Here is a 13,483-nt window from a genome sequence, read left to right on the forward strand (position 1 = left end):
CGTAAGAAGCGGCGGATTTCAGGCCCACCCGGCCATGAAATCCGCCACTAGGGTGAACGTTACGCGCTGAATTCGAAGGCTGTGACCTGCGGTTCTACCACGTCGGCCTCGACCACCGTCAGCTCGCCTTCGACGTGGGCGGCGGAGAGGATCTCGGCGCGCACCAGCTCGAGCGACTCGGCGGTGCCAGCGGGGATCTCCAGCGTGACGGAGGAGAAGGCTGTGCGCTGGGAGACCTTCTGCTCGGACTTGACCTTGCGAAGCGCCGCCAGCGCGGTGCCGGCCAGTGCTACCAGCTCGGGATCGCCCGAAGTGGCCAGCGACTCAGGCGTGGGCCACGCGGCGCGGTGGACCGAGCCCTCGCGGTACCAAGACCAGACTTCCTCGGTGGCGTAGGGGAGCACCGGGGCGAAAAGACGCAGGAAGGTGTCGACCGCCAGGTTGAGGGCCACACGCGCTGAACGGACCCGCCCCGCGTGCCCGGCGGCGCTGTAGGCCCCGTCACGATCGTAGGCGCGGTCCTTGACCAGCTCGAGGTAGTCATCGCAAAACGTCCAGAAGCAGCTTTCGGTCAGCTCCAGGGCGCGAGTGTGGTCGTAGGCCTCGAAGCTAGCCGTGGCGCGCTCGACGACGTTGGAAAGCCCGGCGAGCATCGCCCGGTCAAGCGGCTCCGTGACGGCGCCAAGGTCAAGATCGACCCGGCCCTGCCCGCCCATGCCAAGCGCGAACTTGGAGGCGTTGAGCACCTTCATTGCCAGGCGACGCCCGATCTTCATCTGCTGCTCGTCGAAAGCGGCGTCCGTGCCGAGGCGGGCGGAAGCTGCCCAATAGCGCACCGCATCCGAACCGTGCTTCTCCAGCAGGCTCATCGGGGTCACCACGTTGCCCTTCGACTTCGACATCTTCTTGCGGTCCGGGTCGAGGATCCAGCCCGAAATCGCCGCGTGCTTCCACGGCAGGCCGCCGAACTCGAGGTGGGCGCGCACCACCGTGGAGAACAGCCACGTGCGGATGATGTCCTGGCCCTGCGGGCGAAGGTCCATCGGGTAGACCTGGCTAAACAGCTTCTCGTCCGTCAACCAGCCGCCCGCTACCTGCGGCGACATCGAGGAGGTCGCCCACGTGTCCATGATGTCCACCTCGCCGACGAAGCCGCCCGGCTCCCCGCGCTGAGATTCGTCAAATCCCGGGGGAGTATCGGAGGACGGGTCAACCGGGAGCATGTCCTCGGTGGGCAACAGCACGGCGTCGTAATCGACGTCGCCCGCCTCGCTCACCTTGTACCACACCGGCAACGGGACGCCGAAGAAACGCTGGCGAGAGATCAGCCAGTCGGTGTTCAGGCCCTCCACCCAGTTGTTGTAGCGCACCCGCATGAAGTCGGGGTGAAAGTCCAGCTGCTCGCCGCGCTCGAGCAGGTTCTCGCGCAACTCCTTGCCATTCGACTCGGTGTAAGCCCGGCCGCCGTTGCGAATGTACCACTGGCGGGAGGGAACGATCTCGAGCGGCTTGTCGCCCTTCTCGAAAAAGTTCGTCATACGGGTGGTCGGCTTGACCTCGCCGATCATCTCTCCCGTCTCCTGCAACGTTTCGACCAGCACCTTACGCGCGGTGAACGTGGTGGCCCCGGCCATCGCGGCGAAGGTCTTCCGGCCAAGATCCGAGGTAATCCACTCCGGCGTCTCGCGCACGAGGCGCCCGTCCTTGCCCAGGACCGTGCGCATCGGCAGGCCAAGCTCGCGCCACCACTGCACGTCGGTCAGGTCGCCGAACGTACAGCACATGACGATGCCCGAGCCCTTGTCGATCTCCGCCATCGGGTGAGGAAGAATCGGCACCTGCACGCCGAAGACCGGCGTGATCGCAGTCTTGCCGAAGAGGTGCTGGTAGCGCTCGTCGTCGGGGTGGGCGATAACGGCCACGCACGCGGGCAACAGCTCGGGGCGGGTGGTCTCGATGGTGACGTCCCCGTCCGGGGTGTGGAACTGGAGCGAGTGGTAGGCACCCGGATACTCGCGCGCCTCAAGCTCGGCCTGGGCAACCGCGGTCTGGAACGTGACATCCCACAGGCCCGGCGCCTGCGCCTGGTAGGCCTCCCCGCGCTGAACGTTGCGGATGAAGGCAGCTTGGGCAACCTTCTGGGCCTTCATCCCGATCGTCTGGTAGTTCTGTTTCCAATCCACCGACAGGCCGAGGTAGCGCCACAGCGCCTCGAACTGCTTCTCGTCAGCCTCGGTCAGCTTCCAGCACAGCTCGATAAAGTTACGCCGCGAGATGGGCAACTGATCGGCGTACTTGATCGACTTGCCGTCCCCGCCGTCGTGCGGGGGAACAAAATCCTCCACATAGGGCAACGACGGGTCGCAGCGCACACCGTAGTAGTTTTGCACGCGACGCTCGGTGGGCAGCCCGTTGTCATCCCAGCCCATCGGGTAGAAGACATTCATGCCGCGCATGCGCTTATAGCGGGCGAGGACATCCGTGTGCGTGTAAGAGAAGACGTGACCGACGTGCAACGAGCCCGATACCGTGGGCGGAGGGGTATCGATCGAGTAAACCGCCTCCCGGGTGGTCTCCGTGTCGAAGGAGTAGGTGCCCTCCTCGTCCCAGGCCGTGCCCCAACGGTTCTCAAGGCCGTCCAGGCTCACCTTGGCCGGCACGTGGGCTGATGTGCGCAGTGATTCAGTCATAACGATATTCTTCCACGATCGGCGAGGCCCGGTCACGTTCGCCGGTGTGAGGTTAGGCGGTGCGGGCGTTATAGTTCGGGCATGACTTCACTGCAGGCCGTGGCGGTACCCGGCATCCCGACACTGACCAGTGGCGACGACGTCGCCGCCGTCATCTCACCCCACCTCGCGGGGCTGACCTGGCCCGACGGCTCGACCGGCTTGCGCGGGGAGGACATCGTGGTCATCGCGGGCAAGATCGTGGCCAAGGTCCAGGGGCGGTGGCACCGGGCGGGTGAAGAGCCCGACGGTTTTCGCACACGCGCCGGCATTCCCGACCAACTCGGCCTCAAGGCGCCCGTCGACCTGAAGAGGGAAGCCGGCCTGATCCGCCGCGGCCTCGCCGCACGCTTCGGCGGCCGCCCCGGTGTCATCATCGCCGGCTCGGCCAGGACCAGCGAGCCGGGAAGGGGAGTGCTCGACGTCGCCCTCGCCGCGGCCGGCATCGACGCGAAGCGGGAGGGCGGGGAATCCGTCATCGACGCGGTGGCCGCGGCCGCGGGCGTGTTGACGAGGCCGGGCTGCCCGGTCGTCGTCGTGCGCGGGGTCACAGACGTGTTGACCTGGGAAGACTAGCGCGGTTGGCGCACAGCGCTTGACGCTTTAGGCGGGCTTGACGCTTGAGGCCTGGCCAAGTTCGGCGTCGCGGGCGATGGCGGCGTTCACGGCGTCGATCACAGCCGGGGTGAAGCCGGAGGCTTCCATGGCGATCAGGCCCGCGATCGTGGTGCCGCCGGGAGAGGTGACCTGGTCGCGCAGGTCGGAGGGCGTGTGGCGGCCAAGCTGGTCAAGAACGAGCTGGGCCGAACCGAGCACCGCCTGGGCGGCGATCCGCCGCGCCTCATCGAGCCGCATGCCGGCCGCAAGGGCGCCGCGGGCGAGGGCGTCGATGTAGGTGTAGGTCCACGCCGGCGAGCAGCCGGCTATGGCGGAGAACGCGGCGAAGTCCTTCTCCGCGATGCGGGCGGTGAGACCCACCGCGGCGAATACCTGCTCCACGGCGGCCAGCTGTTCCTCGGTCACGGCGTCGTTCGCGCACAGCGCACTCATTCCGGCGCCGATCTGGCTGTTGACGTTCGGCATGACCCGGACGATCGGGGACCCTGCGGGGGCGTGGGCAGCGAGCGTGGCCAGGTTCAGGCCCGCCGCCACCGACACGATGACCTTCCCCTTGGGCTTGCCCAGCTCCGAGAGCACCTTCGCCACCGCGTGCGGCTTGACGGCGAGGATCACAATGTCGGCGCCCTCGTAAACCTCTCGCGCGCTGGCGACGAAGCGCGCCCCGGTCTCATGTGCCTGGGCCTGCCCCATCTGTGCGTTTGTGCGGGTGAAAATCACCTCATCGGGGGCGAGGACGCCCGCGGCGAGCACGCCGCGCAAAATTGCCCCACCCATGTTGCCGGTACCAACAAAACCGATCATAGCTACCTCCCGTGTCTATCTCGCAGACTACTACGGATGCCGGCGCGGGGCCCGATACCCACCTACGGTCTGATCGCGAGATCAAGCGGGGGCGATTAGGGTGTGCTCTGTGAATCTTTTAAACGGTTGGGTGGTGCTAGGAATCGCCGCGTTCGCTATCGTTGCTGCCGCGGCTGGCTTCGCCTTCGTATCGATCCCCGGCAAGGGGTTTTGGCGGGGAGCCGCGCGCCTCCTCGTCATCGCTGTCGCGCAAGTGTGCGTGCTCGTCATGTTCGCTACCTTCGTCAACTACCAGTTCGGCTTCTTCCGCAACCTCACCGAGGTGGCATCCTTCGCCAGCGGTAGCCCGGCCGAGGGCAAGGTTGAGCCGGTGAAGACCGACCCGACCACCACGCCATCCGAGCCGACGCCGGACCCGCGCTACGTCCTTTCCTGGGAGGAGTCCTCCGACCCCGGAATGGTTTCCGCGACTCTGGACGGGCCCGAATCCGGCATCACGGCCGAGATGCGAGCCTGGGTGCCGCGCGGCTACCCGCAGCCCGGAGTCGAGTACAACGTCATGCTCCTGTTGCCCGGCACGCCCGGCAACGCATCGGCCATCGCCCCGGCGATCGGAGCGCCCGAGGAGCTTCAGAAGGCCATCGACGACGGGCGGCTTGCACCCACCATCCTCATCACCTCGGACATGAACTTCGGAGGCCGCGTTGCTACCTGCGCCGACGTCGTCGGCGGTGACAAGGCCGAGACCTGGTTTGTTCGGGACGTGCCTGCCGCGATCCGAGCCAACTTTCAGGTCACCGACGACGCCACCGGCTGGAGCGTGGTCGGGCCATCGATGGGCGCCTACTGCGCGGCCAGGATCGGCATCCTCCACCCGGACGTCTACGGCAGCGCGGTGTGGCTTCACGGCATAGACCTCCCGCTGGAGGACTCCTTCCCGAAGACGCCGGGGGTGTTGGAGAGCCAGCGCCTGTCGGCCCTCATCGCGGACGTGCCGCGCCAGGGCAACCTCATGTTCGTCTCTTCCACCGAGGATCCCGGCACCATTGGGGACGCCCAGGCTGTGGTCGACGCCGCACCCGACCCGTCCAAGATTTACCACGACATGCGCACGAGCGGCTCACACGGCTGGGTTGTGTGGGTGAGGGAGTTTCCCGACGTCGTGGACTGGCTATCGACCGTCCAGAACGCAAGCAAGTAAGGAGCAAACGATGTGGGAAGCGGGAAGCCCCTTTGGCCTGACGAGCCTCAAGCTGCTGGCAATCGTGGTCGCGGTCGGGGTGGCGTGCATCGTCGCTCTCCTGTGGCGGGCAAACCGAAGCGAGCGCCCGCGCCGCCGTTCGCAGGCCCTCGACGCCCTGCTCTACACGGGCGCAGTGGTACTGCCGGTGATGGCCGTGTTCATGCTGATTAATCGGCTTGGCGACTTCTATAACTCCTTCTCCGAGTTGGCCAACCAGATCGCCGAGCTCGCCGGGTAGCCCTCGCTTCGAGGGTTCTGTTGTGAGCCTCTGTCGGCGGTTCTCCCGAGGATTTTGCCGAAAAGGCCCTAAAGGCGAACGGGAAACGGCAGGCTCATGCCCCGTGAACGCCCGGTCAGCTCTCGGCGTCGTGTGCCACGGCTCGTCCACGCGGAGGTCTGCCGCGCGGTAGGCTTGCCTTGAGGAAAGGAGTGGCCATGACATCAGCACTGGTGACCGGAGCGTCGTCGGGAATTGGGGCGGCGGCAGTGCGTGCGCTTACCAAGGACGGGCTGCGCGTGATTGCCACCGCGCGCCGTGAGGATCGGCTACGCGCGCTGGCGGAGGAGACCGGCTGTGAGTACGTGGCGGGTGACCTGCTCGCCGACGGCGTGGATGCGATCGGAGCCTACCTGGCCGAGCACGGCCCGGTGGACGTGCTCGTCAACAACGCCGGGGGAGCGCTCGGCACCGACCCCGTCGGTGAGGGCAATGTGGAGGAGTGGCGGCGCATGTACGAACTCAACGTCCTTGCGAGCCTGAAGGTTACCCAGCTTGTGCTGCCCCACATGGAGGAAAGCGGCGGCACCCTAGTCTACATCACGTCGACGGCGGCTCATGACACCTACCCCGGCGGTGCGGGATACACCGCGGCCAAACACGCTGAGCGCATGATCCCGAACACTCTGCGCCTGGAGCTGGTGGGCAAGCCGGTCCGGATCGTCGAGATCGCGCCCGGGATGGTTCACACCGAGGAGTTCTCCCTCAACCGTTATCACGGCGACCAGGCCGCGGCGGACAGAGTCTATGCGGGTGTGGAGGCTCCGCTCACGGCCGAGGACGTGGCGGAGGCGATTCGCTGGTGCGTCAGTCTCCCGCCGCACTTCAACGTCGACTCGATGATCATCCGGCCGGTCGCGCAGGCCTCGAACACGGTGGTGGCACGCACGTAGCACGGTTCTCGCCCGCGCGCCCGCGGAGGGGAGAATCGACGGTGTTCTTTCCCGTGAGAGCAGGCGTACGCGGCCAAAATCACGTCCACCGCCCGGGCGTGACATGGCACCTTTGGGCGTGCCTGACTAAGATTGGTCGTGGCTTTGATCCGGCTATCACCGGGGAGCTTCCGGAAGAACGGCCCGAGCGGGCTCAGTAGAACCGGGCGGGTGGATCCGTCATCGTCCCCAATAAGCGGCGCAGCGAAGACTGTGCAAGCGAGGTGGTACCGCGGCGCAAGTCGCCCTCGCCGAGTAACTTCAGGAAGAACTGGAGTGCGTCGGCGGGCGTGCTCCAGGTGAGGAGAGAAATGACCAGCCGAAAGTACCCCTTGCATCGTGATGGCGAGGCCGTGGCCTCCCCGAATTTCCCCCAGCTTGAGGAAGATGTCCTCGCCTACTGGGAGAAGGATGACACGTTCCAGGCCTCCATCGACCAGCGCACCGGCGACGAGTTCGTCTTTTACGACGGCCCGCCGTTCGCCAACGGCCTGCCCCACTACGGCCACCTCTTGACCGGATACGTCAAGGACGTCGTCGCCCGCTATCAGACCCAGCGGGGCAAGAGGGTTGACCGCGAATTCGGCTGGGATACCCACGGTCTGCCCGCCGAGCTTGAGGCAGAAAAGGTGCTCGGCATCGAGGACAAGTCCGAGATCGAGAAGATGGGCATCGAGAAGTTCAACGATGCCTGCCGAACCTCGGTGCTGACATACACCAAGGAGTGGAAGGAATACGTCACCCGCCAAGCGCGCTGGGTCGATTTCGACAACGGCTATAAGACGCTCGACCCCACGTTCATGGAGTCGGTCATCTGGTCCTTTAAGACGCTATGGGATAAGGGCCTCGTCTACGAGGGCTATCGCGTGTTGCCCTATTGCTGGAACGACCAGACCCCGCTGTCCAACCACGAACTGAAGATGGACGACGACGTCTACCAGGATCGTCAGGATCAGACCGTGACGGTGGGCTTGCGCCTCGAGTCGGGCGAGTTGGCCCTCATTTGGACGACGACGCCGTGGACGTTGCCGTCCAACCTTGCCATCGCCGTCGGCCCGGAGATTGACTACGTGTGCGTGCGCCCCGCAGATGGTCCGCTTGCCGGGCAGGACGTGCTGCTGGCAAAGGCGCGCCTCGCCGCATACGCCAAGGAACTTGGCGAGGAGCCGCAGGTAGTGGCCGAGTACAAGGGCGCTGACCTGCAGGGCAAGAAGTACTACCCGATCTTCGATTACTACACGCGCGAGGGCGACAAGCCGGGGCCGAACGCCTGGCAGATCCGCACGGCGGACTATGTCTCCACCGAGGATGGCACCGGTCTGGTCCACATCGCCCCCTACGGTGAGGACGACATGTTCGTGCTTGCCGAGGCGGACATCAAGGTGGTCGAGACCGTCGACCCGGCGGGCAAGTTCTTCCCCAATATCAGCGACTACGCCGGGCTTAACGTCTTCGATGCCAACCGCCCGATCATGAACGATCTGCGCGATGGCACAGGCTCCCAGGAGCGCATCCCGGCCGAGCGCCGCTCGGTGCTGGTGCGCGAACAGTCCTACGTGCACTCCTACCCGCACTGCTGGCGCTGCCGCAAGCCCCTCATCTACAAGCCCGTAACCTCCTGGTTTGTGGCCGTCACCCAGTTCCGTGACCGCATGGTCGAGCTCAACCAGCAGATTACCTGGCAGCCGGAGCATATCAAGGACGGCATTTTCGGTAACTGGTTGGCTGGCGCCCGCGACTGGTCGATCTCCCGAAACCGCTACTGGGGCACCCCGATCCCCGTGTGGAAGTCGGACGATCCGGCCTACCCGCGCATCGACGTATACGGTTCGTTTGCCGAGCTGGAGGCCGACTTCGGTCGCCTCCCAGTTGGCCCGGACGGGCAGCCGAACCTGCACCGGCCCTACATCGATGAGCTGACCCGCCCCAACCCGGACGACCCCACGGGCAAGTCCACGATGCGCCGCATCCCGGATATCCTCGACGTCTGGTTTGACTCGGGCTCGATGCCGTACGCCCAGAAGCATTACCCGTTCGAGAACCAGGACTGGTTCGAGTCTCACTTCCCGGGCGACTTCATTGTTGAGTACATCGGCCAGACCCGCGGCTGGTTCTACGTCATGCACGTGCTCTCCACCGCTCTGTTTGACCGCCCGGCCTTCACCTCCTGTATCTCGCACGGGATCGTGCTCGGCAACGACGGGCGTAAGGCCTCCAAGTCGTTGCGCAACTACCCCGACCCGATGGAGATGTACGACCAGTACGGTTCGGACGCCGTGCGCTGGATGCTCATGAGCTCCCCGGTGCTTCGCGGCGGCAACCTTGTGGTCAACGAGGAGGGGATCCGTGGGGCGATGCGCCACGTCATCCTCCCACTGTGGAACACGTGGTACTTCTTCGCCCTCTATGCTGGCACGTGCAACAAGGGGGAGGGCTACCTGGCTTCGCCGATCGACGTCAACGACGCCGGGGCGCTTGCGGGCCTCGATGTCATGGACCGCTACCTCCTGTCGCGCACGAAGCTACTGGCTGACGCCGTCAAGGCTGATCTTGATGGTCTGGACATCCCGGCTGCGACGCACAAGGTGCGTGGGTTCATCGACCTGCTGACCAACTGGTACGTGCGCACGTCGCGTGATCGCTTCTGGAACGAGGACACGGACGCCTTCGACACGCTCTACACGGCCCTCGAGACCCTCATGCGGATCGCCGCCCCTCTCTTGCCGCTGGTTGCGGAGGAGATCTGGCGCGGCCTGACGGGCGGGCGCTCGGTCCACATGACTGACTGGCCGCAGTGGCCTGAGCATGTCGTCGACGCGAACCTGGTCGAGGTCATGGATGAGGTACGCGACGTCGTCTCGCACGCCCACTCGTTGCGGAAGGCTCATTCCCTGCGGGTGCGCCAGCCGCTGCGCTCCCTGACCGTAGTCACCGGCCTGGACCTGGCTCCGTTCACCTCACTCATTGCCTCTGAGGTCAACGTCAAGGAGGTCAAGATTCAGACGGCCGAGGAATCGGGCCTCGAGGTGCGAAAGGAGCTCACGGTGCTCCCGCGCGAGTTGGATCCGGCCGTGCGTCGTCACACCTCCGCCCTGTTCAAGGCGGCCCGCGAGGGCGCCTGGGAGCTGGAGGGGGACCGGGCACGCATGCTTGTCGATCCTGTCATCGTGCTCGAGCCGGGCCAGTTCGTGGCCACGACGGCGGTGGAGGCCGCCCCGGGCTCGGTTGCCGAGGTGCTCGACTCGGGTGCGTTCGTGGTGCTCGACACCGTTCTTGACGAGGAGTTGGAGGCGGAGGGCTACGCCCGCGACGTCGTTCGCGCGGTCCAGGACCAGCGCAAGGCCGACGGCCTGCACGTGGCCGATCGGATCCGCCTGACCCTGCGGGTGCCCGATGAGCGAGTGGCGGCTGTTGAGGCCAACCTTGACATGATCGCCTCGGAGACCCTGGCCCGCGAGGCGAGCGTCGCCGGTGGTGGCGAGGGTATCGAAGTGACCGTGGAGAAGCTATGAGCGAATCGGAATTTGATGAGGGTCCTGACCCGTTGACTGGGCAGGAAGCGGGTCAGGAGATCGACGCCGACCTGGAGGCCATCCTGCGCTCTCGGCTCGTCGTCGGCCCGGATCCGTCCGTGCTCGACGACGTGCTGAACGCTCCCGAACCTGACCCGACCCAGCAGCTGGCCGACCAGGTTGACCTCGAGCGGCAGGTGGCCCAGATCTACGCCCAGATCGTGGAGCGCGCCCCGGAGCACAAGGTTCAGCCTTCCATCCAGCGCGTCGCGGACTGCCTGGACATGATGGGTAACCCGCAGCGTTCTTTCCGTGCGGTGCACATCACCGGCACGAACGGCAAGACGTCCACGGCCCGCATGGTCGAGGCTCTGCTGCGCGAGCGGGGGCTCCGTACCGGTCGCTTCACCTCTCCTCATCTGAACTCGGTGCGCGAGCGGATCAGTATCGACGGGCAGGCCATCTCTGCCGCTGCCTTCATCCAGGCGTGGGAGGATGTGGCTCCCTTCGTGGCGTGGGTGGACGAGAAGTCGAAGGCCGAGGGCGGCCCGCGGATGTCCTTCTTTGAGGTCTTCACTGTCATGGCCTATGCCGCCTTCGCGGATGCGCCGGTGGACGTCGCCGTCGTCGAGGTGGGCATGGGCGGCAGATGGGACGCCACGAACGTCGTTGACGCGGAGGTTGCCGTGCTCATGACTGTGGCCCGCGACCACGAAAAGTGGCTCGGATACGAGCTGACTGACATCGCCACGGAAAAGCTCGGCATCCTCAAGCCGGGCGCGACCCTGATCAGCGCCTATCAGGAGCCGGAGGTGCTCGACCTGGTTCACGAGGCGGTGCGCGCCAATCGTGCCGAGTATGTCCAGTACGGCCAGAACCTGCAGGTTCTGCACCGCGAGAACGCGGTGGGTGGGCAGATCATCACGGTTCGCACGCCGGCCGGTGTCTATGAGGATATTCCGCTGGCGATGTACGGCGATTACCAGGCCACCAACGCGGCCGTGGCGCTTGCGGCCGCGGAGGCCCTGTTTGGTGGCGGGGCCTGGAGCGGGGACGTGGTCGAGCACGCGCTGATGGCCACGAACTCTCCGGGCCGGATGGAGGTGGTGCGCAAGTCACCGCTCGTGCTCGTCGACGCCGCACACAATCCTGCCGGTGCCGAGGCGACGGTCGGGGCGCTCGAGGAGAACTTCCCTGGAACTCGCGTTCTCGTCTTCGCCGCGATGGCGGACAAGGACGTGGAGGGCATCCTGTCGGTGGCTGAGCCGCACTTCCACTCGGTGGTCGTCACCTCCCTAGATTCGGAGCGTGCCATGGCGATTGACGAGACCGCGGAGCTCGCCCGCGAGGTCTTCGGCGAGGACCGTGTCGCCGTGGAACCTCATCTGGACGCCGCGATCGTGTATGCGGCTGATGTGGCCGAGAGCGCCGATTCTGAGGAGCTGACCACCCCGCACGTGGTGGTGATGGGGTCGATTGTGTTGGCTGCCAACGCCCGCGCGGTCATGGGCCGGCCGAAGGTGGATGGCTCCTAGGACTTCGCTGACCCCTCGTATACGATGGGAGCACACGGACGTCCCGAGGAGGGAAGATGCGCCTTACTCAACTGCAGGTCAAGAACTGGAGGAATTTTCACGAGATTGACTTCCGCCTAGGTCAGCGGCTGATCATTGTCGGTGCGAATGCTACGGGCAAGTCAAATCTCTTGGATGTTTTCCGGTTCCTGCGTGACATTGCCAGCCCCCAGGGAGGTTTGAGCTCGGCAATCGACAATCGCGGCGGCTTGAGCACAATACGCAACCTGAACGCGCGTAACTTTAACAACGGGCACGTGGAGATCCTCGTGACGATGGAGGATCGTGGTGAGGAGTGGGAATACAACCTTGCAATCCGTCAGGAGTCCGCTGGGCGTCGTCGGCCGGTTGTCGCGAAGGAAGTGGTCAAACGAGGGGGAGAGACGATCCTTGAGCGTCCTAATAAGGCCGACGACGCCGATCCGGACCTACTCACGCAGACGCACCTCGAACAGATCGCAAGCAACACGAGCTTCCGTGCTGTGGCGACGTTCTTTGAAGGGATTCGCTACTCTCACCCCTCTCCGCAAAGCATTCGTCATTCAAGTCCCACCAGGACGTCGAGTGACGCTGTGGGAAACGGACTGATCGCCGAGATCAACGCGACGACGGAGCGAACCCGCAAGTCGCGCCTGCGAAAGATCCAGGCGGCACTCCAGACGGCGGTGCCCAATTTTGAATCACTGAGGTTGGAAATTGACAATGCAGGACAGCCGCATCTGGTTGCGGCTTTCAAGAATTGGCGAAAGAATCCGGCCAACCAACTGGAAACGGAGTTCTCTGACGGGACGCTACGACTCATCGCGCTTCTCTGGGCAGTGCTGTCTCAACCGCGCTCGGAGGGGATCTTGTTGCTCGAGGAGCCCGAGATCTCGCTCAACCGCGAGATCATTCAGCAGCTCCCGTCGACGATCGCGTCCGTCCAGCGCGGCAAGGATATGCAGGTGATCATGACCACGCACTCGCCCGACCTGCTCGACGATGAGGGCGTTGCCAACGAGGAGGTTCTGGTACTGACGCGCGGGGACGAAAACACGCAGGCGCGTTTGCTTTCAGAGTTTCCAAAGGAATCTGGCTTCGTCTGCAGCGGGATCCTAAAGTCGGAAGTGATCTCGAATCTCATCAACCCGACAATCGGCGCGGGTCTCGTCAAAGCGATGCGGCAATGACCGTTCAGGTGCACCTGGTCTACGAGGGAGCGAGCGACCTGCCCTTCCTCATGCGCCTCGTGGAGCATGTAGGCGCTCACGTCGGTGGTCACTATAGGCAGGGAGGGGCGTCGAACCTAGATAGGAAAATCGACGGATACCGGCGCGCGGCTTCGTGGCAAAACGCGGATTTGTGGCTCATCGTGCGCGACTCAGACGGCGACTGCGCCGTCGAGATCCGTGATCGTTTGCTCGGCGGCCCCTGCCCGCCGAACTTTCTTCTGAGGATTGCCGTGCCCATGATGGAGGAGTGGATGCTCGCCGACGTCGAGGGCGCCGCTTCTTTCTTCAGATTGCCGCTTAATGTGTTGCACAATGCACAGCAAAGTGTGCACCCCAAGAAGGAGCTCTTACGGGCCGTCGCTCATTTCGGAACGAAGACGATGAAACAGCGCCTGGTGAGAGACGGCGATCGGCCTGGCCCAGAATTCCAGTCGGTTTACGGTGAGTTCTCTCAGGTGTGGGACATCGACAATGCGATGAAGAATTCCGAGAGCTTACGCCGGGCGCACGACGCCCTGCGCCGCGCACTTTTTCTGTCGTAGCCCAGTTTTTCTCACGCGATGGCGAGGGCGCGACTATCATA

Annotated in this window: 10 protein-coding genes; 8 read left to right on the forward strand and 2 right to left on the reverse strand. The window is 64.8% G+C overall.

All coding sequences use genetic code 11. The annotated features are described in order from the left end of the window. Positions 1–59: 59 nt before the first annotated feature. On the reverse strand, positions 60–2,690 hold the full coding sequence (gene valS / locus J2S45_RS03855; protein WP_307634598.1) for a valine--tRNA ligase: 2,631 nt from the start codon (positions 2,688–2,690) through the stop codon (positions 60–62). Positions 2,691–2,771: 81 nt separating this feature from the next. Here valS and J2S45_RS03860 point away from each other — a divergent pair, with 81 nt between their 5' ends. Next, on the forward strand, positions 2,772–3,305 hold the full coding sequence (locus J2S45_RS03860) for a hypothetical protein (RefSeq protein ID WP_270974097.1): 534 nt from the start codon (positions 2,772–2,774) through the stop codon (positions 3,303–3,305). A 27-nt stretch (positions 3,306–3,332) separates the two neighbouring features. On the opposite strand, the gene proC is transcribed toward J2S45_RS03860, so the two are convergent. Then, positions 3,333–4,151 carry a pyrroline-5-carboxylate reductase gene (gene proC / locus J2S45_RS03865; RefSeq protein WP_307634599.1) on the reverse strand — a complete coding sequence of 273 codons (819 nt, stop codon included), beginning with the start codon at positions 4,149–4,151 and terminating at the stop codon, positions 3,333–3,335. A 109-nt stretch (positions 4,152–4,260) separates the two neighbouring features. Between proC and J2S45_RS03870 the strand changes: the two genes are divergently transcribed. The 7 genes from J2S45_RS03870 to J2S45_RS03900 all read left to right on the forward strand — a co-directional run bounded on the left by J2S45_RS03870 (position 4,261) and on the right by J2S45_RS03900 (position 13,442). Then, positions 4,261–5,352 (forward strand): alpha/beta hydrolase, encoded by a 1,092-nt coding sequence (locus J2S45_RS03870; RefSeq protein ID WP_296929330.1) that lies wholly within the window; start codon positions 4,261–4,263, stop codon positions 5,350–5,352. 10 nt (positions 5,353–5,362) lie between these two features. Next, on the forward strand, positions 5,363–5,632 hold the full coding sequence (locus tag J2S45_RS03875) for a hypothetical protein (RefSeq protein WP_296929332.1): 270 nt from the start codon (positions 5,363–5,365) through the stop codon (positions 5,630–5,632). A 197-nt stretch (positions 5,633–5,829) separates the two neighbouring features. Then, entirely contained in the window at positions 5,830–6,564 is a 735-nt protein-coding gene (locus J2S45_RS03880; RefSeq protein ID WP_307634600.1) for an SDR family NAD(P)-dependent oxidoreductase, read from the forward strand. A 350-nt stretch (positions 6,565–6,914) separates the two neighbouring features. Beyond that, positions 6,915–10,115 carry an isoleucine--tRNA ligase gene (gene ileS, locus J2S45_RS03885; RefSeq protein ID WP_307634601.1) on the forward strand — a complete coding sequence of 1,067 codons (3,201 nt, stop codon included), beginning with the start codon at positions 6,915–6,917 and terminating at the stop codon, positions 10,113–10,115. Continuing rightward, on the forward strand, positions 10,112–11,650 hold the full coding sequence (locus J2S45_RS03890; protein WP_307634602.1) for a bifunctional folylpolyglutamate synthase/dihydrofolate synthase: 1,539 nt from the start codon (positions 10,112–10,114) through the stop codon (positions 11,648–11,650). The genes ileS and J2S45_RS03890 overlap by 4 nt, the downstream gene beginning before the upstream one ends. Before the next feature lie 56 nt (positions 11,651–11,706). After that, entirely contained in the window at positions 11,707–12,858 is a 1,152-nt protein-coding gene (locus tag J2S45_RS03895; protein WP_307634603.1) for an AAA family ATPase, read from the forward strand. Continuing rightward, positions 12,855–13,442, forward strand: a complete 588-nt coding sequence (locus J2S45_RS03900; protein WP_307634604.1) for a hypothetical protein — start codon at positions 12,855–12,857, stop codon at positions 13,440–13,442. Before J2S45_RS03895 ends, J2S45_RS03900 begins: the two co-directional genes overlap by 4 nt. Positions 13,443–13,483: the final 41 nt, after the last annotated feature.

The organism is Trueperella abortisuis (assembly GCF_030811095.1).
Lineage (GTDB): Bacteria > Actinomycetota > Actinomycetes > Actinomycetales > Actinomycetaceae > Trueperella > Trueperella abortisuis.

Excerpts from the sequence above, each read along its gene's own strand:
- valS (WP_307634598.1), bottom strand. The coding sequence starts at position 2,690 with ATGACTGAATCACTGCGCACATCAGCCCACGTGCCGGCCAAGGTGAGC.
- J2S45_RS03860 (WP_270974097.1), top strand. The coding sequence starts at position 2,772 with ATGACTTCACTGCAGGCCGTGGCGGTACCCGGCATCCCGACACTGACC.
- proC (WP_307634599.1), bottom strand. The coding sequence starts at position 4,151 with ATGATCGGTTTTGTTGGTACCGGCAACATGGGTGGGGCAATTTTGCGC.
- J2S45_RS03875 (WP_296929332.1), top strand. The coding sequence starts at position 5,363 with ATGTGGGAAGCGGGAAGCCCCTTTGGCCTGACGAGCCTCAAGCTGCTG.
- J2S45_RS03880 (WP_307634600.1), top strand. The coding sequence starts at position 5,830 with ATGACATCAGCACTGGTGACCGGAGCGTCGTCGGGAATTGGGGCGGCG.
- ileS (WP_307634601.1), top strand. The coding sequence starts at position 6,915 with ATGACCAGCCGAAAGTACCCCTTGCATCGTGATGGCGAGGCCGTGGCC.
- J2S45_RS03890 (WP_307634602.1), top strand. The coding sequence starts at position 10,112 with ATGAGCGAATCGGAATTTGATGAGGGTCCTGACCCGTTGACTGGGCAG.
- J2S45_RS03895 (WP_307634603.1), top strand. The coding sequence starts at position 11,707 with ATGCGCCTTACTCAACTGCAGGTCAAGAACTGGAGGAATTTTCACGAG.
- J2S45_RS03900 (WP_307634604.1), top strand. The coding sequence starts at position 12,855 with ATGACCGTTCAGGTGCACCTGGTCTACGAGGGAGCGAGCGACCTGCCC.